Here is a 17287-nt window from a genome sequence, read left to right as displayed (position 1 = left end):
CCGCGAGAAGGGAGCCTTTAAGGCTCCCTTCTTCGACAGCCTCCTACGTTCTGTTTCTCCTCCACTAATCAGCACCGTCCAACATCTAGGGCTGGCGAACTTCTTCAATCTACTTGAGAATTGTTATCTTTTGCTTCTCGGATCGAAGGAATCGATAGCATGACCACCCACCTGGCCCGCATTCTCATCATCGAAGACGACTTCACCCTAAGTCGCCAGCTTGGCGAGTTGCTGCGTGGGCAAGGCTATGCCGTTTGCGTCAGCCAGCGCGGTGAGGAGGGGTTGGAATTGGCGATCGCCGGGCAACCAGACCTGGTCCTGCTGGATGTGATGCTGCCGGATATCAGTGGCTTCTCAGTACTGCGACGCCTGCGCGAGCAGCAGCAGACGCCGGTGATCATGCTCACCGCCTGTGGGGCAGAGGAGGAACGCATTCGCGGCCTGCGTCACGGTGCCGATGACTACCTGTCAAAACCCTTCAACCTCACCGAGCTGCAACTGCGCATCGACGCCGTGCTGCGGCGCAGCCGTCCCCAGGACGCTGCGCGCACCCGGCAGCCGCAGCAGTTGCAGGTGGACGCACTGCACCTCGACCGCCATGCCCAGCAGGCCCGCGTCGGCGAGCGCGATCTGGCCCTGACCCCTCTGCAGTTCCGCTTGCTCTGGCTGATGGTGGCCAATCGCGGCGAGGCCCTGAGCAAGCCCTATCTCTACCGCGTAGCGCTGGAGCGTGAGTACAGCAGCTATGACCGCAGCCTGGACATGCACGTCAGCCGGATTCGCCGACGCATGGTGGAGGCCGGGCTGGGCGCCGATCGCCTGCAGACCCTGCACGGACGGGGCTACGTCTTCCCATGAACCGTCGCCTGTTCTGGAAACTTGCCATCGTGCTGGCGGTGGGCGGGATCGTGTTGGTCAAGGTGATCGCGCGCCTGGCCTGGCAGACCGAAGAAAGCATGAGTTTCATCGACCCCGAACATCAGCAAACCCTGCGCCACTATGGCGCTCAGGCAGAGGCGCTGTACCTCGGCAACGACCACGAAGCCCTGGGCCGCTGGCTGAAGACCCTGCAGGAGCAGGAGCAGACTTGGGCGGCGGTCGTGGAGTCGGAGGTACGCCCACTGGCGGGCAGCGAGCTGTCGGAGCGCTTCGTGGATACCTTTAGCCTCGGCCGCGATGTGTCCTGGAAGATCCACCTGTACTTCCCGGAAAACCCGATCATGGACCTGCCATTCGCCGACGGTCGTACTCACCTGCTGATCGTCTTGCCGCAGCGCATGCGGCCCGGTCTCTACTGGCATTACGCGCGCCTGGGGTTGCAGTTGGGCGTGCCGCTGGTGGTGCTGCTGATCGTCAGCCTGGTGCTCTACCGCCACCTGATGCAGCCCCTGCGTCGCCTGGAGCAGGCGACCCGACAGTTCAGCGAGGGGCGCTTTGATGTACGCGTGCGTTCACTGCTCGGTTCGCGCAACGATGAACTGGCCAGCCTGGCCGATACCTTCGACGCCATGGCCGAGCGCACCGGCCAACTGATCATCGACCAGCGCCAACGCCTGGCAGACATGTCGCACGAACTGCGTACGCCGCTGACGCGTATCGAAATGGCAGTGAGCCTGGCCGAGCAGGAGGGCATGCGTGGCCCGTTGCTCGAACGAATCCACGACGACTGCGACGACATGCGCCGACTGGTGGAGGATGCCCTGACCTTGAGTTGGCTGGAAAACGAACGGCCGCAGTTACGCGACGAGACCCTGGACCTGACCGAACTGCTCGACAGCATCCTCGACGATGCCCGTTTCGAGTACCCCGACCGCGAGATAGTTGCCGAGCTGCCGGAAGAAGCGCCGCTGACGGGCAGTAGTCATCGGGCCCTGGGCCAAGCCATCGAGAACGTCGTACGCAACGCACTGGACCACACGCCAGCGGGTGGCCGGGTGCGGGTGCGCCTTGATACCGAAGGGGCGGACTACCGCTTGCAGGTGAGTGACCAAGGGCCGGGCGTGCCGGAGGAATGGCTAGAGCGTATTTTCCAGCCGTTTTTCCGCGCCCCGGGTGAGCGCAAGGGCTTCGGCCTTGGCCTGGCCCTGGCCCAGCGCCAGATGCATGCCACTGGCGGTTGCATCTCTGCGCGCAACCAAGCAGGCGGGGGGCTGCTCATGGAACTCCTGCTGCCCCGTCAGCCGAGTTCGTAACAGTTGTAAAAATCATTTCGCGGCAGCGTGGGGTAGATGAAAATTTGCAAATGCGAAGTATTTTCATCTTTACCCGAGGAACCACCATGCTCCGTTGTCCCCATCCTCTTTCCCTGCTCGGCGCCATGACTTTCGGTGGTCTTCTGGCCAGCGCAGCCCAGGCGGAAACTGCCAAGAAGCCGCTGGAGCTGGAGGTCAGCGAGGTGTCTGCAAAGCTGCTGCAGCGCACCGAGCATGTCGAGGCACAGCAACTGGAGAAGCTTCAGGCCAATGACCTGGAGGACGTTTTCGAGTCCAGCCCGGAAATCAACGTCAGCGGTGGTCCCGGTATCGCCCAGAAGCTCTACATGCGTGGTCTGGAAGATACCCAGCTGAATATCACCATCGATGGTGCCACTCAGCCGGGGCAAACCTTTCACCACAATGGCCGCATCGGCGTCGAGCCCGAGTTGCTCAAGCGCGTCGACACCCGGGCCGGTACCGGTGACGCAACGTCGGGGGCCGGCGCCTTGGGCGGCGCCATCCGCTTTGTCACCAAAGATCCGGACGATTTGCTGCGCGAAGGTGAAGATTTCGGCGCCCTGGTCAAGAGCGGCTACTTCAGCAATGGCGAAGGCTACAAGGCCAGCACCAGCCTGTTCGGCCGCTTCAGCCCGGACTGGTCGGCCCTGGCCGTGGCCAGTTACCAGGACCAGAACGATTACGAAGACGGCAACAACGACGACGTCCTGGGTACCGCAGCCCGGCAGAAGCTCGGCTTCGCCAAGTTGGTGGGCAAGCTGACCGAGGAGCAAACCCTGCGCCTTTCCTACGAACAGCGTACCGACGAAGGTGAACGCAGCCAGCGCCCGCAATGGATTCCCAGCAACTTCAACCGCCTTTACCCGATGAAGAGCGAGCGCGAGACCTGGACCCTGAACTATGCCTTCCAGCCTGTGGATAACGAGCTGGTTGACCTCGAGCTGACCACGTTCCACACCGAGAACGAACTGCAACAGGACGCGCGCTTCGGCCTCTACTTCGGTAACACCCGCAGCACCGGCATGGACCTGCGCAACACCAGCCACCTCGGCGCGCATTCGCTGACCTATGGCGTGGACTACCGCGAAGATCGTGGCACCCTTGGCCCTGCGGGCAATCGTGAGCTGGATGACGAAGACGGCAGCGTCACCGGCCTCTATCTGCAGGACAGCTATCAAGTCACCTCGCGCCTGCTGCTGGGCGCGGGCCTGCGTTACGATCTCTATGAGCTCGACGACCGCGACGGGCAGAACTTCCGCGATGACGGCGTCAGCCCAAACCTCAGTCTGCGCTACGAGCTGACCCCGGAACTGGCGCTGTTCGCCGGCCACTCTCGCGCCCTGCGCGGTATGCAGGTGCGTGATGCGTTCAAGCTCGATACCGCGCGCAACGCCAGCGACCTGGAACCGGAAAAGGCCCAGACCACCGAGGCGGGTTTCGACTACCGCCACCAGGGCTGGGAGTTCTCCGCCAAGGCCTATGTCACTCGCATCGAGAACGCGATTGCCGATGCGGTGCCAAAACCGGCGCTGTACGAGAATATTGGCGACCTCAAGAGCAAGGGCGTAATCCTGCAGACCGCCTACCACTGGCAGAAGCTGAGCATCGGCATGGGCTATCACCATAACGATGCCCGCATCGATGGCGAGCGCCTCAACGCGTACGAGCACAATGGCCTGGGCGCCAGCTTCGGCGATACCTGGACTCCCTTTGCTGACTACCGTGCAACCGAAAACCTGACGGTGGGCTGGCAAGGGCGCTTCGTCGAGGCTGTTGATAACTTGCATACCAGTGTCGGCACTGTGGATAAGCCCGGTTATGGCGTGCATGACGTCTATGCCGAGTGGCAGGCCCTGCCCGAGCGGCTGACCTTCAACCTGACCCTGAAGAACCTCTTCGACAAGCAGTACCTGGACCAGGCGAGCAACGAAGACTTCGAACACATCTCGGGTTACGAGGGCATTCGCGGTGCCTACGATCCGGGCCGCGAACTGCGCCTGGGCGTGGCGCTGCGCATCTGACGAGGCGAAGCTGTCCCGCCTTGGCCGATACCAAGGCAGGACAGAACCGACGTTAACTCACCACATGCAGGTAATGCAGGTGACGTTCGTACTGGTCCAATATGTCGCCAATCACATCGTCGCGACTCCATCCCATGATGTCGTAGTCCTGACCACCTTCGCGCAAATGCACTTCGGCACGGAAATACTTGCGTGCATCGGTACTGTCATCGGTATCGCGAATGACGAAGCTGGGTGTATTGAACGCTCGAGGACGCACCTCGTACAGGAATCGCCCTTCACCTGCGTGTGAAAGTTCGAGCGTCACTCGCCCATCCTCACGCTCATTGACTGTCACGTCGTACCCTAGCTTGCGCAGCTCGATCGCGACTTCTTCACAGGCTGGCTTCACCACCTCAGCGATAAAACGCGTTACATGGGCGCGGCGCGGCATCATGGCGATATTGCGTAGGCGGCGCTGCCACCCACCATGTGGATTACGCGTGTGCCGAGGGCCGGGTAATGCCTGATTACGCAGCCCGCGGCGGGTGGCATCGAGGCTCAGGGCTTTGAACAAGCCCCAGATGGCGATGAGCAGGATGGCCGCGAAGGGTAAGGCGCTGGCAATGGTCGCAGTCTGTAGTGCCTTGAGGCCGTTGGCCAGCAACAGCGCGATCGCGACGGCCCCTATGCTGACCGACCAAAAGATGCGCTGCCACAACGGCGAATGACCTTCTTCGGAGGAGGCGAGCATATCGACTACCAGGGCACCGGAATCGGCCGATGTCACAAAAAACACCACCACCATGAGTACCGCGATCAGCGAAATCACTTTGGAGAACGGGAAGTGCTCAAGGAAGGCAAACAGCGCCAGAGAGCTGTCCTGTTCGACGACCGCCGCCAGATCCTTTACCCCGTCGTTGAGGATCATGTGGATCGCCGAATCACCAAACACGGTCATCCACAGCAAGGTGAAACCGGCTGGGACAAACAGCACACCGCAGACAAATTCACGGATGGTGCGGCCCCGGGAAATGCGCGCAATGAACAAGCCTACAAACGGCGACCAGGACAGCCACCAGCCCCAATAGAGCAAGGTCCAGCCGCCGATCCAATCGGTAGGCTCGTAAGCGTAAAGGTTGAAGGTTTTGTTAACGATGTCCGAGAGGTAGGCGCCGGTATTCTGTATGTAGGTCTGCAGCAGGAACACCGTAGGTCCCAGCAGCAGGACGAACAGCATCAGAATCACCGCCAGGCTCAAGTTGATCTCGGACAGGATGCGAATGCCCTTGTCCAGGCCGCTGGCAACCGAAAGCGTCGCCAGCGCGCAGGTGGCGGCAATCAGGGCCACTTGCACCGTTGCATTGACCGGCAAGCCGAATACATGGTGAAAACCGCTGTTGATCTGCAGTACGCCATAGCCCAGCGAGGTCGCCACCCCAAACACCGTGCCGAGGATGGCAAATACATCCACGGCATGCCCGATAGGCCCGTAGATGCGTTCACCGATCAGAGGATAGAGCGCAGAACGCAAGGTCAGTGGCAAACCGTTGCGGAAGCTGAAATAGGCCAGGATCAAGGCAACGATCGCGTAGATCGCCCAAGCATGCAGGCCCCAGTGGAAAAACGTGATCTTCATCGCTTCGCGTGCGGCGGCCACTGTTCCGGGGTCGCCTACGGGGGGAGCTGTGAAATGCATGACCGGTTCGGCCACCCCGAAGAACATCAGGCCGATGCCCATGCCGGCCGAAAACAGCATGGCGAACCAGCTGCTCTTTGGATAATCAGGCTCGCTGTGATCAGGGCCTAGCTTGATGTCCCCGTAGCGGCTGACCGCCAGGAACACCACGCTGATCAACACCAAGGCTACGGAAAGAATGTAGAACCAGCTGGCGTTGGTGATGATCCACTGTTGAACGTGCTCGAACAGCGCCTGAGCGTGCTCTTGGAATGCAGTGGCATACAGCACCAAAAGAAAGATGAGTATCGCGCTGCTGTAGAAGACCGGGGGATTGAGCGTGCTCCTGGGTTTGGGGGCTGTATTCATAACGTCAGTTCTCCTTTAAGTCGATGAACACAGCGCCAAGGCACGGCGACCTCTGCCAAGACTAGCAGCCAGGCAAAAGCCTGGTTGCCCAGGCGTCTGTGCTCGCAGGAAAGGAACCTGCTTTTCAACGGTTCTGGTAAACCACGCACAACGGCGGGTCTGGTTACCAATGGCGCGGAGCAATCAGCTCTTCGACGTCAGCATCTGCAAAGCCATAGGCGCGCGCGATACGTGCGAAGTCATCGGCAAGGGCTTCACGAGCGGTCGTTTCGATTTCACTGCCATGCGCTTCGAACGCCTCTTCCAGCGCGTTGATCCGCTCAGTGGCGGCATGGCTCAATTCGTAGAGCGCACTCAGACTGGCAGGTTTACCCTGTTCAATCTCACGACACAGTGTGATCAGTACTTCCTCGCACTGCTTGACGACGGCATCGGGAAAATAGCTGTCCTCATACATCTCTTTGAGGAAGGTGTGATTGGCCATGCTTTCATTGCTCAGTTGCATACCTGCTCCTTGGTAGGGGAAGCCTGCAGGTTGGCGGTTTCAGCGACCGAGTGCAACACGGGTCATAGAATCGATGCGGGCGCCGCATGCGGCATAGGACAGAATTTTGTGTGTTACCCCACAAGTCATTAACCAGTTTGATTATCAAATTTATAATTGTTCGTAAATAAAGATAATTATTCTTTGGCTAGTATTTATTGCGGAATAGTTCCGATGAATGGTCGGAATTTAAGTTTTGAATATTGACTTGAGTCTATGAGGATAAATATGGAACTTGCTCGCTCCTTTCACATTTGTCAGTATTAATAATTGTATACAGTTTGAGGATTTGAGCATGAAGAAACTATTCATTACGCTGGCCTGCACCCTCCTGGTATCACAGGGTGCACTCGCTGGCGAAACGGCGTCGACTGCCATTGGTGGCGGCCTTGGCGGTGCCTTGGGCAGTGTGGTTGGTCAGGCCGTTGGTGGCAGCACTGGCGCTGCGATCGGCGCCGGCGTTGGCGGAGCAGCGGGTGGCGCGGTGAGCGCGAAGGATGGCAAAAAAACCGAAGCGGCCATTGGCGGTGGCTTGGGTGCAGCCAGTGGTCAGGTGGTGGGGCGTAGCGTAGGCGGTACTACCGGGGGCACAGTAGGTGCCGGACTAGGCGGTGCTGCGGGCAGTGCAATTGGCAATAGCCTGGCCGATGACAACGACCATCACGATGGCCACAAATCGAATCACAAGCACAAACATAAGCACAAACACGGTCATTGATCTGCTTGCATCAGGCAGTCACGCCTTTGCCCATCAAGCGCCAGCAAGCAGCTTGTGAACACTGGTGATCTGATTGCTCCACACCATCTCGTAGTGTGACGACTGAATGATCGAGGCTACGTGGCGTGGAGTTGTCAGCGCCCAGCAGGTGTTGCCCGCCGCGCGAACTGAGTGATAGCGCAGGCCGGGCGCTTTGCTATTCCTGACGTCCGCACCGAGGGCGCGGGAGTAGGTGTAATCGTCTGGTGCGTAGATTGCGTGCGACAGAGGCAAGCGGGTCGCATCCAGCATCCCCGCTTCGTCAAACTGACAAACAAGCCCCTTGAACACAAAGCGCTCGTAGTTCAGGCCATGAACCTTGCTCCAGTACGCCTGCTGGTGGTGGCGCACTTCTGCAATGGCAGTTTCCATGGTGTCGGCCAGATACAAGATACCGAACGAGCCGTCACTGAACCGCGAGCCGCTCGGGTTCACATGGGTGAACGGCGCAGTCGCATACGAACACCCTTTGATTCCAAACGGAATCTCACTGCGCGAGATCAGGTTGAGGCTGCCAACTTCGTTCTGCAGACGAGGGTTAGTGAGTGCCTGAATTTCGTAGAGGAGGTCGAACTCGTCGGCGTTGGCCACGTCTTCGAACAGCGCGACGGGTGGAAATTTCGAGTTCACCAGGCGATAGGCTTTGATCGCCTCGCCGCCGTGCCTGGCGCCCAGGCTTGCGGCCTTCACCATTGCGCGCCTCGCAGCACGTCGATGCGGCGGAATGTTTCGTAGAGCTGAATGAACGAGCCCTCGGCCATGATCTCCAGGGGCGAGCGACCGTCGAAAAACGCATTGTCATTGGCCATCGCCGGGAAGCCGTAGACGTTATCGGGGTTGTCGAAGATCGTCCGCAGGCTGGCGTGAATGTTGAGGACCAGGCTGATACGGGCTAGCTGGTCGCTATCGAGGCTCACCGAGCGTTGTTGATCTTTCGAACGGGCATAGGTGCTGCGGGAAATCCGCAGGACATTTTCAATCTGCCTGGAGGTGGCGTTCCACTTCTCCATGATGTTCACCGCCGTGCGCAGTGCAACGGCGCCTGCATCCTTTGGGGTAGTGGACGGCTTGCTGGTTGCCAGGCTCATGGCCGTGACCTCTTATCCGTGATCTACAGAAGCAAATATAGCCAAAAGTAGTCCACAGATCAAAGCAGGCAGCGGGTGCTGATCCGCTGCTGAAGCCGCCGGTATTACTTGCTGGCCAGTGACTGATTGGCTATCGGGCAGCTCTGCGCGCTGAGAAAACGCGATTTTTTCAGCCAGTCCTGCTGCGGGTAATAGGCAAACACATAGCTTCCACGCTGCAGCGCATCGATCAGCTTGCCAGCAATCGCCGGGCGCACGGCAGGGCAGCCCTGGCTGCGGCCAAGGCGGCCGAGGCTGGGAACCACCTTGGGATCGGCATAGGCAGCGGCATGCATGACAATCGCCCGCGACATGCTGTTGTCATTGAACCCCGGCTCCAGCCCCTCCAGGCGCAACGAGCGGCCGTGTTTGCCGCTGTAGGTCTGGCCGGTCTGGTACAAGCCGATGGAGGACTGGTAGCTGTTCGGCGTGTTGGAGAACGCGCTCGGCACGTCAGCGCCGCTGTTTTTGCCGTGGGCAACCCACTCTTCGAACAGCAGCTTTCTGGCGTTCAGGTCGAATACCCACAAGCGTTTGTCGCGCGAGGCCTTGGAGTAGTCGATTACGGTCAGCAATTTGTTCGCGTCGCTGTGGCTGGCGCATTCGTAGGCGGTGAGTGCCAGGGTCAGGGTCGACAGACTGGCGCTTGGCGCCAGCTTTTGCAGTTCAGCAGCGCTGGGCAGGGCTTGCGCCTGGGCCGCTTGCCAGGCACTGAGGAAAAGCAGGCCAAAACCGGCCGTTGAGAGCCGTATGGCCCTCGTCAATTTTGCAAACATCGTGTCGGGATATCCTGATAAAAAGCTGTCTGCGGCCTCGTTGCTCAGGGCAAATCAAGTGTCAGCACGGTCAGCTGGATTATGGCCAAAAGCCGCTACTTTGCTTTATTTTTACCGGGATGCCGATCATTTCTTGACCAACGGTTTTGTCGGCTCGTTGTCGTCGGTGGTGATTACGGTGAATTTCCCGCTGCTGCGGGTATCCCGAGTCGATGCCCAATCGGTGATCACCAGCATGGTGCCAATGTCCATCGCCGCGCGTAGGTGACGGCGGAATTCCGGGTTCAAGTCCAGTTGGCCCAGTTGCTGATACGGCGTGTCACCAAACTCCGGGTTGCTCAGCCCAACCACCGACCAGTGCAACGGCAGGGCGCTGTCGAGATCGTCGGTGGGAGGCTTCTGCAGCAGGGAATACACGGCCATGCCGCTACGGCGCTGACTGTTGCTCTGGGTCAGGGCTGGCGCCGACCCAATCAGTTGGCCGCCACGATACGCATAGGCGCGGCGGTCGGCACGGCTGATCAGAATCGACAGTGGCCCCGCCGTTGGGTCTGGATCGTTCCAGAATTGCTCATCGCTTACATTCACCGGACCCTGGGCTTTGCCCTCGCTGACGGTAGGCGCCAGCACACCTGGGTGATAGACCTCGACCGGCGCACTGTGGGTATCGGAGACAATCACCGTGGTTGAACTGAAACCGGTGATTTCGTACAGCTTCTTGGCGAAATCCATGGGCAGGCGCACGCACCCGTGCGAAGCCGGGTAGCCGGGCAGGTGGCCCGCGTGCAGGGCGATGCCGTCCCACGTTAGCCGCTCCATGTAGGGCATTGGCGCGCTGTTGTAGAGGCTGGATTTATGCTCGACTTTTTTCTGCAGGATGCTGAACACCCCCGTCGGGGTTTCCCGACCAGCCTTACCGGTGCTCACCGTGCTGACACCAATGGCGATGCCGTTGCGATAAACATAGGCCCGCTGCTCGGTGAGGCTGACCACCACGGTAACCGGCCCCACCGGCGACACCTGCGGGTACCAGAGAAACTGGCCAGGCTTGAGCCGCTCGAGTTGAGTCTTCAGTTCGGCCGGGGTGGGCACCTGCAACGGCGCAGCCTCAAGCCAGACGGAGGTGAGCAGCAAACTCAGCGCAAGCGGTAGGTGAGTCATCTAATCGATCCTGATTTAACCCTGCCGCCAGCTTAGTCGGAGCCTTCGCCGTTGAGCAAATGCAGGCGGCGATGAACACCCCTGGAATTTGTATCGTGTCACGGTATTGCCGAGGCGCGATAAGGGGCGGGTTCATTGGTATAAATCAATGAACCGATTGCTGTGTTGCCATAGTGTCGGTGATTCCACATTCCCTTTTCACGGATGAAAAGCACTATGCAAACACTGGATCGAACACTCGATATCCAGCCCCTGTCGCGGGCGGATATGACCATCCAAATCAACGGCCAGCCGGTTGACGTCGCCAGCGGCGAGACGGTGCTCACGGTGCTCAATGCCGTGGGCCTGCGTCAGGTGGCGCGCAACGATCATGCACAATTGACCGGGGCTTTTTGCGGCATGGGTGTCTGCCATTGCTGCCTGGTCTCCATCAACGGCCGACCCAAGCGTCGCGCCTGCCAAACCGTGGTTCAGCCTGGAATGCAGGTAGAAACCCTGAGCAACCGTTTTGACGGTCAGGAGGCGCCATGAGCCTGCGTCCTGTGATTGTCGGCGGCGGCTCGGCCGGTATGGCAGCCGCGATCGAGTTGGCTCGACACGGTGAGTCCTGCGTGTTGTTCGATGAAGCATCGCGCCCAGGCGGGGTGGTGTACCGCGGCCCGCTGCGAGGAGGTGTCGATCTGGGCTATCTCGGCGCGCGTTACAGCAAGGCCCTGACGGCGCTGCACAAGGATTTTGCCGCGTGCGCCGAGCGCATCGATTTGCGCCTGAACACCCGCGTGGTTGGCGGTGACGAACAGCGTTTGATGGTCCTCGACAGCGAAGAACAACTGCACGAGATCGACTATTCACACCTGCTGCTGTCGGCCGGTTGCCACGAGCGCAACGTGCCCTTTCCGGGCTGGACACTGCCCGGCGTACAGCTACTCGGCGGATTGCAGTTGCAGATCAAAAGTGGCGTGGTCAAACCGCTGGGCAGCACGGTGATTGCCGGTACCGGGCCGCTGCTGCCGTTGGTGGCCTGTCAGCTGCACGCCGCCGGGGCCAAGGTGGCGGGCGTGTATGAAGCCTGCGCGTTCGGCAAGATTGCCAAGGAGAGCCTGGCGCTGCTGAACAAGCCGCAGCTGTTCCTCGATGGCCTGAGCATGCTCGGTTACATGAAGCTCAATGGCATTCCAATGTATTACGGCTGGGGTGTCGTTGAGGCCAGGGGTGAGGGCGAAGTCGCCGAGGTTATCCTCGCGCCTTACGATGACAATTGGCAGCCCGATTACAGCCGCGCCCAACGTGAGCGTGCGCAGACCCTGGCGGTGGGCTATGGGTTCATCCCGCGCACTCAGCTCAGTCAGCAGTTGGGACTGGAGCATGGGGTGCATGACGATGGCTATCTGCGCGCAGTGAGCAATGTGTGGCAGCAAAGCAGTCAGCGGCACATACACCTGGCCGGTGACATGGGCGGTATCCGCGGTGGTGAAGCGGCCATGCTGACCGGGCGTATCGCTGCGGTGTCGATGCTGCTGCAACGCGAAGTGCTCGACGCCGAGCAGGCCATCGAGCTGCGTGAGCGGTACCTGGGGCAGTTGGCAGCCATCAAGCGCTTTCGTGCTGGTGTAGAACGCTACACCACGCGTGGCACCCGGCAGCTCGAACTGCCTCGGGCCGATACCGTGGTGTGCCGTTGTGAGCACGTGACCCGCGCTGATATCGATCTGGCCCTGGAGCAGGGCGTAGAAGACATGGCCGCGCTGAAGATGCGCACGCGGGTGAGCATGGGCGACTGTCAGGGGCGCATGTGTGTCGGGTATTGCTCTGACCGTTTGCGTGAAGCCACCGGGCGCGTTGATGTTGGCTGGTTACGCCCGCGTTTTCCGGTCGATCCGGTGCCGTTTTCGGCCTTCCAGCAACCTGGCGCGGAGGCCTGAGCCATGAACAGAACCTACGACGTTGTGATTGCCGGTGGTGGCGTAATTGGCGCTTCGTGCGCTTACCAATTGTCCAAACGCAAGAACCTGAGGATCGCCCTGATCGATGCCAAGCGCCCCGGCAACGCCACCCGTGCTTCGGCCGGTGGACTGTGGGCGATAGGCGAGTCGGTGGGGCTCGGCTGCGGGGTGATTTTCTTTCGCATGATGTCGGCCCAGCACAAGCGCCAGGCCCAGGGCAGCGCGGTGGTGGTGGATGCCAGCACCCCGCATATCCTGCCGCAGTCGTTCTTCGACTTTGCCCTGCAGTCCAACGCACTTTATCCACAGCTGCACCGTGAGCTGATCGAGCGCCACGGCATGGACTTCAAGTTCGAGCGCACGGGCCTTAAGTATGTGATCTACGACGATGAAGACCAGATGTACGCCGAGCACATCGTCGCGCAGATCCCGCACCTGGCCGATCAGGTACGCTGGCTCGATCGCGACACCCTGCGCAAAGTGGAACCGGCGGTCAGTCATCAGGCGCGGGGTGCCCTGGAGTTTCTTTGCGATCATCAGGTCAGCCCGTTCCGCCTGGCCGACGCCTATATGGAAGCGGCGCGCCAGAACGGTGTGGAGCTGTTCCACAACACCAATGTCACCGGGGTGCTGCACCAGGGGTCACGGGTCAGTGGCGTACACACCGACGATGAAGGCACCTTTCATTGCCAGACCCTGATCAACGCTGCTGGCGCCTGGGCGGCCGAACTCAGCGAACAGGCCACCGGGCTGCGTATTCCGGTGAGCCCGGTAAAGGGCCAGATCATCCTCACCGAGCGCATGCCCAAGTTGCTGCAGGGCTGCCTGACCACCAGCGATTGCTACATGGCGCAAAAGGATAACGGCGAGATCCTGATCGGCAGCACCACCGAAGACAAAGGTTTCGATGTGAGCACCACCTTGCCGGAAATCAATGGCCTGGTGCAGGGCGCCATGCGTTGTATTCCGCAGCTGGCGCAGGTCAATCTCAAACGCAGCTGGGCCGGGTTGCGTCCGGGGTCGCCAGATGAGCTGCCGATCCTCGGGCCGGTAGCGGAAGTGTCCGGCTATTTGAATGCCTGTGGACACTTTCGCACCGGCATCCTCACCTCGGCGATTACCGGGGTGATGATCGACAAGCTTGTGCATGACGAAGTTTCGCCTGTGGATATCACCCCGTTTCTGGCGCAACGCTTCTACACCGGGGCTGTGGATAAACCTCAAACTGTAGTGTCTTGAGCGCAAGAAGACCGGCCCTAGTGGCCGGTCATACGCTCGATCAATTCCAGGCAGTGCTGAATCTGTGGCGAGTTATCCCCAAGCCGACGGCTGAGAATGATCGGCGAAACCGCCGCTGATTCGCTCAACGGAGCAAAAACGATATCGTCGCGATGCTGGCGCTGTACAGACGCGGGCACCAGGGTTATCCCCAGGCCGGCCGCGACCAAACCGAGCGCGGTTTGCAGCTCATTGGTCCACTGGATCACTTGCACGCTCAGGCCCTGGCTGGAAAACAACGCCATGATGTGGTCGGCATAACTGGGCCGCGGTGTAGCGGGGTAGAGCACGAACGGCTCAAACGCCAGGCGGATCAGGTCAAGCGGCTGACCAATCAGCGGATGACCGCAGGGCAGGGCGACGACCAGAGGATCTTCGCGCAGCACTCGCTGGTCGATGGCCGGGTCTTTGATATGGATGCGGCCAAAGCCGATGTCGATGCGCCCGGCTTTTAATGCCTCAATCTGTTGCAGGGTGATCATTTCCTGCAGGCCAAGCTCCAGCTCCTGATTGCTGCGCAACTGGCGGATCAGATCGGGCAGCAGGTCATAGAGCGTCGAAGGCGCGAAGCCAATACGCAGCCACTGACGTTCGCTGTTCGCAATGCGCCGGGTGCCTTCGGAAATCTGTTCGAGCTGGTCGAGCAGCATTGCACTCTGTTCGTAGAAGTAGCGCCCGGCTTCGGTCAGGCGCAAAGGGCGGCTGCGCTCCAGCAACTCGACGCCGAGAAACTCTTCCAACTGGTGGATCTGCCGGCTCAACGGTGGCTGGGCAATGTGCAACTGCTCGGCGGCGCGGGTGAAGTTCAGGGTTTGTGCGAGTACCCGGAAGTAACGTAGATGGCGCAGTTCCATAATACCTCCAGGGTATGGTTGCCTACCCAACAGATATTGGACTGCCTGGTAGTGCTGACGCAAGCTGGCGCCTTGTGGATAACCAGACCCTGTGGATATCGTCAGTAAGAATAAAAAAGAGGGCAGCCCATGAGCAGCCACCTGTTGAGCGAGCGCAGCAGCATTTTTCAGCGCGCCGACCCTTATGCCGTGTCCGAGTACGTCAACCAGCATGTTGGCGGCCATAGCCTGCGCCTGCCGAGAACCGGCGACCTGAAGGCGAGCATCAATCACCGCAAATTTGCCAGCCTTGACCTCTGTCGCCTGAGCTACGGCGGTAAAGCGCGGATCACTTCGCCCGCGTTAGGCTCGCTGTATCACCTGCAAGTGCTGCTCAAGGGGCATTGTCAGTCTAGTTGCCGTGGCAATGAACACTACTACGTACCGGGCGAGTTGCTGTTGATCAATCCGGATGACCCGGTAGACCTCACCTATTCGGCCGACTGCGAGAAATTCATTCTCAAGCTGCCGGTCAGCCTGCTGGAGCAAGCGTGTATCGAGCAGCGCTGGCAGTTGCCGGAAGGTGGGATTCGCTTCAACCGGGCGCGTCATGCCACCGGTGAGTTGGAAGGGTTTCTCGGCCTGCTGGGCTTGATCTGTCAGGAGGCGGAGAGTACTGACTCATTGCTGCAGGTACAGGAGCACTATGGGCGTATTGTCGCCAGCAAGTTGCTCAGCCTGCTGGACAACAATGTGCAGCGCGCCGAGCCGGTGCCGCAGACGCATTCTTTCGAACAGCTGGCCGCCTATATCGATGCCCACCTGGAGCAAGACATCAGTGTCACGCAACTGATGAATGTGGCGCGGGTCAGTGAGCGCACCTTGTACTCATTGTTCGAACGTCATGCCGGGTTATCGCCCAAAGGTTACGTGCGCCAGCGCAAGCTCGAGCGTATCCATGCCGCGCTGCAGGACCCGGCCAGCCAGGTGCGCAACGTCACCGAAATCGCGCTCGACTACGGTTTTCTGCACTTGGGGCGCTTTGCCGAGAGTTATCGCCAGCGCTTTGGCGAGCTGCCTTCGGCCACCTTCAAACGGCACCGCTGACACCTGGTCAGGCGCTGCGCAAACTGGATAGCGATTCGCAGGAAACGGCTATTGGCACTTTTGTTCTGATCCTAACCTGAGGCTGCGAACTCTGCTCGGCAGGGTTCGCCAGGTTTCGATAACAACAACAAAAGAGACACGCCACATGCGAGCTATCGATATCAATAGCCTGATCGATCAGGCGAAGTTCAATGCCTTTCACTGGCGTGTGCTGTTCTGGTGCGCGCTGATTATCATCTTCGACGGTTATGACCTGGTCATTTACGGCGTGGTGCTGCCGGCCTTGATGCAGGAATGGGGCATGACCCCTTTGCAGGCCGGTGCTCTGGGTAGCTACGCGCTGTTCGGCATGATGTTCGGCGCCCTGGTATTCGGGCCATTGTCCGACCGCATCGGGCGCAAGAAGGCGATCATGATCTGCGTGGTGCTGTTCAGCGGCTTCACCGTGCTCAACGGCTTTGCCCGCAACCCGACCGAATTTGGCATCTGTCGCTTTCTCGCCGGTTTAGGTATCGGTGGGGTGATGCCCAATGTGGTGGCCTTGATGAATGAATACGCACCCAAGCGCATGCGCAGCACTCTGGTGGCGATCATGTTCAGTGGTTACTCGGTGGGCGGCATGCTGTCGGCTGGCCTGGGTATTGTGCTGCTGCCGTCTTTCGGTTGGCAGTCGGTGTTCTACGTCGCCATTATCCCGTTGCTGCTGTTGCCGTTGATCCTGCGCTTCTTGCCGGAGTCGCTGGGTTTTCTGGTGCGCCAAGGGCGTACCGAGCAGGCTCGCGAACTGCTGCAGCGGGTGGAGCCCAGCTATAAACCGCAGGCCGATGATCGCCTGGAAGTGGTCACCGGCGTTCAGGCGGGTGGTTCGGTACCGCAGCTGTTTCGTGAAGGACGGGCGCTGAGCACCTTGATGCTCTGGGTGGCGTTCTTCTGCTGCTTGTTGATGGTTTACGCGCTCAATTCCTGGCTGCCAAAACTGATGAGCAACGCCGGTTACGGCCTGGGATCGAGCCTGGCGTTCCTGCTGGTGCTCAACTTCGGCGCGATCTTCGGTGCCGTTGGCGGTGGCTGGATTGGTGATCGCTTCAAGCTCGACCGGGTGTTGGTGGTGTTCTTTGCGGTGGCGGCGTTGTCGATCAGCCTACTGGGCTTCAAGAGCCCGACACCGGTGCTGTACCTGCTGATCGCTATTGCCGGGGCAACCACCATTGGCACGCAGATTCTGGCATATGCCTGCGTGGCCCAGTTCTACCCGATGGGCATTCGCTCCACAGGCCTGGGCTGGGCTTCGGGCATCGGCCGTACCGGTGCGATCGTCGGGCCGCTGCTCGGTGGCCTGCTGTTGGGCCACCAACTGCCGCTGGCGCTGAACTTCATGGCCTTTGCCGTGCCGGGAGCGGTCGCGGCGCTGGCGATGATGGTGTTCGCCAGCCGCAGTGCGGCGCAGGCCGGGGCCGAGTTGCAGTCGGCGGCGTAGCCGACCCCATCGCGGGGCAAACCG

Annotated in this window: 16 protein-coding genes; 9 read left to right on the top strand and 7 right to left on the bottom strand. The window is 60.2% G+C overall.

The window, feature by feature from the left end:
- Positions 1–159 precede the first annotated feature (159 nt).
- The 3 genes from ACP6KB_RS27830 to ACP6KB_RS27820 all read left to right on the top strand — a co-directional run bounded on the left by ACP6KB_RS27830 (position 160) and on the right by ACP6KB_RS27820 (position 4234).
- Entirely contained in the window at positions 160–858 is a 699-nt protein-coding gene (locus tag ACP6KB_RS27830; RefSeq protein WP_442111041.1) for a response regulator transcription factor, read from the top strand.
- Entirely contained in the window at positions 855–2192 is a 1338-nt protein-coding gene (locus ACP6KB_RS27825; RefSeq protein ID WP_442111040.1) for a histidine kinase sensor domain-containing protein, read from the top strand. Before ACP6KB_RS27830 ends, ACP6KB_RS27825 begins: the two co-directional genes overlap by 4 nt.
- Positions 2193–2278: 86 nt before the next feature.
- On the top strand, positions 2279–4234 hold the full coding sequence (locus ACP6KB_RS27820) for a TonB-dependent receptor domain-containing protein (RefSeq protein WP_442111038.1): 1956 nt from the start codon (positions 2279–2281) through the stop codon (positions 4232–4234).
- Between the two features lie 52 nt (positions 4235–4286).
- On the opposite strand, the gene ACP6KB_RS27815 is transcribed toward ACP6KB_RS27820, so the two are convergent.
- Positions 4287–6260, bottom strand: a complete 1974-nt coding sequence (locus tag ACP6KB_RS27815; protein WP_442111036.1) for a BCCT family transporter — start codon at positions 6258–6260, stop codon at positions 4287–4289.
- Between the two features lie 163 nt (positions 6261–6423).
- Positions 6424–6765 carry a DUF5713 family protein gene (locus tag ACP6KB_RS27810; RefSeq protein WP_442111034.1) on the bottom strand — a complete coding sequence of 114 codons (342 nt, stop codon included), beginning with the start codon at positions 6763–6765 and terminating at the stop codon, positions 6424–6426.
- A gap of 334 nt (positions 6766–7099) precedes the next feature.
- Here ACP6KB_RS27810 and ACP6KB_RS27805 point away from each other — a divergent pair, with 334 nt between their 5' ends.
- On the top strand, positions 7100–7522 hold the full coding sequence (locus ACP6KB_RS27805) for a glycine zipper domain-containing protein (RefSeq protein WP_442111032.1): 423 nt from the start codon (positions 7100–7102) through the stop codon (positions 7520–7522).
- A gap of 33 nt (positions 7523–7555) precedes the next feature.
- On the opposite strand, the gene ACP6KB_RS27800 is transcribed toward ACP6KB_RS27805, so the two are convergent.
- The 4 genes from ACP6KB_RS27800 to ACP6KB_RS27785 all read right to left on the bottom strand — a co-directional run bounded on the left by ACP6KB_RS27800 (position 7556) and on the right by ACP6KB_RS27785 (position 10625).
- Positions 7556–8254 carry an RES family NAD+ phosphorylase gene (locus tag ACP6KB_RS27800; protein WP_442111031.1) on the bottom strand — a complete coding sequence of 233 codons (699 nt, stop codon included), beginning with the start codon at positions 8252–8254 and terminating at the stop codon, positions 7556–7558.
- Positions 8248–8649: an antitoxin Xre-like helix-turn-helix domain-containing protein gene (locus ACP6KB_RS27795; RefSeq protein ID WP_442111029.1), complete on the bottom strand. Its 402-nt coding sequence runs from the start codon at positions 8647–8649 to the stop codon at positions 8248–8250. Before ACP6KB_RS27795 ends, ACP6KB_RS27800 begins: the two co-directional genes overlap by 7 nt.
- A 104-nt stretch (positions 8650–8753) precedes the next feature.
- Positions 8754–9464 (bottom strand): murein L,D-transpeptidase catalytic domain family protein, encoded by a 711-nt coding sequence (locus ACP6KB_RS27790; protein ID WP_442111027.1) that lies wholly within the window; start codon positions 9462–9464, stop codon positions 8754–8756.
- Positions 9465–9590: 126 nt separating this feature from the next.
- The gene (locus ACP6KB_RS27785) at positions 9591–10625 is read right to left on the bottom strand and encodes a L,D-transpeptidase (protein ID WP_442111025.1); all 1035 of its coding nucleotides are present in this window, start codon (positions 10623–10625) and stop codon (positions 9591–9593) included.
- A gap of 216 nt (positions 10626–10841) precedes the next feature.
- Here ACP6KB_RS27785 and hcnA point away from each other — a divergent pair, with 216 nt between their 5' ends.
- Genes hcnA through hcnC form a run of 3 tightly spaced genes read left to right on the top strand, consistent with a single transcriptional unit; the run spans position 10842 to position 13807 of the window.
- Positions 10842–11156, top strand: a complete 315-nt coding sequence (gene hcnA, locus ACP6KB_RS27780; RefSeq protein ID WP_442111023.1) for a cyanide-forming glycine dehydrogenase subunit HcnA — start codon at positions 10842–10844, stop codon at positions 11154–11156.
- Positions 11153–12547, top strand: a complete 1395-nt coding sequence (gene hcnB / locus ACP6KB_RS27775; RefSeq protein WP_442111021.1) for a cyanide-forming glycine dehydrogenase subunit HcnB — start codon at positions 11153–11155, stop codon at positions 12545–12547. Before hcnA ends, hcnB begins: the two co-directional genes overlap by 4 nt.
- A gap of 3 nt (positions 12548–12550) precedes the next feature.
- The gene (gene hcnC / locus ACP6KB_RS27770) at positions 12551–13807 is read left to right on the top strand and encodes a cyanide-forming glycine dehydrogenase subunit HcnC (protein ID WP_442111019.1); all 1257 of its coding nucleotides are present in this window, start codon (positions 12551–12553) and stop codon (positions 13805–13807) included.
- A 17-nt stretch (positions 13808–13824) separates the two neighbouring features.
- Here hcnC and ACP6KB_RS27765 read toward each other — a convergent pair whose 3' ends face one another.
- Entirely contained in the window at positions 13825–14700 is an 876-nt protein-coding gene (locus tag ACP6KB_RS27765; RefSeq protein ID WP_442111017.1) for a LysR family transcriptional regulator, read from the bottom strand.
- 129 nt (positions 14701–14829) lie between these two features.
- Between ACP6KB_RS27765 and ACP6KB_RS27760 the strand changes: the two genes are divergently transcribed.
- Positions 14830–15786 carry an AraC family transcriptional regulator gene (locus ACP6KB_RS27760; RefSeq protein ID WP_442111015.1) on the top strand — a complete coding sequence of 319 codons (957 nt, stop codon included), beginning with the start codon at positions 14830–14832 and terminating at the stop codon, positions 15784–15786.
- A 145-nt stretch (positions 15787–15931) separates the two neighbouring features.
- Positions 15932–17263 carry an aromatic acid/H+ symport family MFS transporter gene (locus ACP6KB_RS27755; RefSeq protein WP_442111013.1) on the top strand — a complete coding sequence of 444 codons (1332 nt, stop codon included), beginning with the start codon at positions 15932–15934 and terminating at the stop codon, positions 17261–17263.
- Positions 17264–17287 lie beyond the last annotated feature (24 nt).

The organism is Pseudomonas sp. NUPR-001, assembly GCF_052147955.1.
GTDB lineage: Bacteria > Pseudomonadota > Gammaproteobacteria > Pseudomonadales > Pseudomonadaceae > Aquipseudomonas.
The sequence above is the reverse complement of the archived record's forward strand: the minus strand, read 5'-3'. Positions and strand labels throughout refer to the sequence as shown.